Source organism: Planktosalinus sp., from assembly GCF_059864935.1.
Genome location: NZ_JCBCCK010000065.1, coordinates 1 through 1,627 on the forward strand (window position 1 = coordinate 1; position 1,627 = coordinate 1,627).

The window sequence follows — 1,627 nt, forward strand, 5'->3', positions numbered from 1 at the left end:
AAATTTCTACCATCGACTGCCCGCCTTGGATTCCCGAAGGTTTTTCACCCAACAATGACGGGATTAACGACTTTTTTGAAATTTCGGGCTTGCTTGACATTTACCCCAATCACGAAATCTTAATTTACACCCGTAAAGGGAACTTAATTTTTAAAGGAAACAACCAAACCCGCTTTTGGGATGGACGTGCAAATACAGGTTTACTGTATGAAGGGCCTGTGCCTGCAGGAGTTTATTATTATGTTTTAAACCTCAATCATCCTGACTATGACCTGTTTATAGGATGGGTTTATCTAAACAAATAAAAATTAAATGGTTTTTAAATTTCAGAAAATTAATATCTAAATTGAGGCAATTCAAAATAAAAATCATCCCTAAAACAACCCACCTGAAAATGAACCCTTTAAAAATTTATTCCCCAAAAAATATTCAAAAATTAATTTCCAAACGGGCCGGGGAGACCAAATTTGGCGAATCCGTTGGTTTTGTTCATGAGCTTAACGATTTAAAAACCTCACCTGCAAAATATGTATTAATTGGAGTTCCTGAAGATATTGGCGTTGTGGCCAATCAAGGTGTGCCGGGAACAAAAAACGCCTGGAGTGCCTGTCTAAAATATTTCCTTAACATTCAGGCAAATGACTTTACAAACCCTCAAAATATAATTTTGCTGGGTGAAATAGATTGCAGTTCTGAACTTAAAGCAGCCGGTACTTTGGATAAAGAAGATGAACATTATTTTGAAGAGTTGGGTCAAATTGTATCACAGGTTGATGCAAAAGTTGCAATGATAATTGAGTTTATAATCAGTTCCGGAAAAATTCCTATTGTCATTGGTGGTGGACACAACAACGCTTACGGAATTATCAAAGGTTGTGCACAAGCCTTTCAGAAACCGGTCAATGTGGTTAATTTTGATGCACATTCGGACTTCCGGCAATTGGAACACCGCCATAGCGGGAATGGCTTTTCCTATGCTTTTGCTGAAGGGCATCTCAACAAGTATTTTATTTTCGGATTGCAAAAAAATTACAACTCCCAAAGTGTTTTAGATGATATACATTCCAAACCGGACCGGGTTTCCTATAACCTTTATGAATGCATCTCTATCAAAAATTCTAAATCATTCGGGCAAGCTTTAAAAGAAGCTGAATCTTTTACAGACACTCCAAACCGGCTGGGAATAGAACTCGATCTTGATAGCATTCAGGACATCCCCAGTAGCGCTATAACCCCAAGTGGTTTCAGTGTAAATGACGCCAGAAGGTTTGTGAGTCATTTTTCCAGGAAAGAAAATATTGCCTATTTACACTTATGTGAAGCAGCACCAAAACCGGGTACGAATGAAGAAAAGAAAGTAGGAAAACTGTTGGCTTACCTTATTATTGATTTTATAAGTTAGTTAACAATTTGATTTGCAGATATTTTGTACTTTAAGGGGTATAACCAAAACAAAATAAGCGATGAAAAAACTGATATTTATTCTGACTTTATTTGTTGTGCTTTCGGCGTGTAAAAACACAACTGAAAAAAAGGTGTTGACAGATGGAACCTTAGATAAATCTCATTTTGAATTAAACATCATCCCCATTTCTCATGCCACTATGGTACTTGAATGGGATGGTAT

2 protein-coding genes are annotated in these 1,627 nt (G+C 36.8%); both read left to right on the forward strand.

Annotated features, from left to right (window positions below; translation table 11 throughout):
* The coding region (locus AC6F75_RS02930; protein ID WP_500713456.1) for a T9SS type B sorting domain-containing protein at positions 1–305 on the forward strand (305 nt) is incomplete at its 5' end.
* Between the two features lie 89 nt (positions 306–394).
* Entirely contained in the window at positions 395–1,402 is a 1,008-nt protein-coding gene (locus tag AC6F75_RS02935) for an arginase family protein (RefSeq protein WP_500713457.1), read from the forward strand.
* Positions 1,403–1,627: the final 225 nt, after the last annotated feature.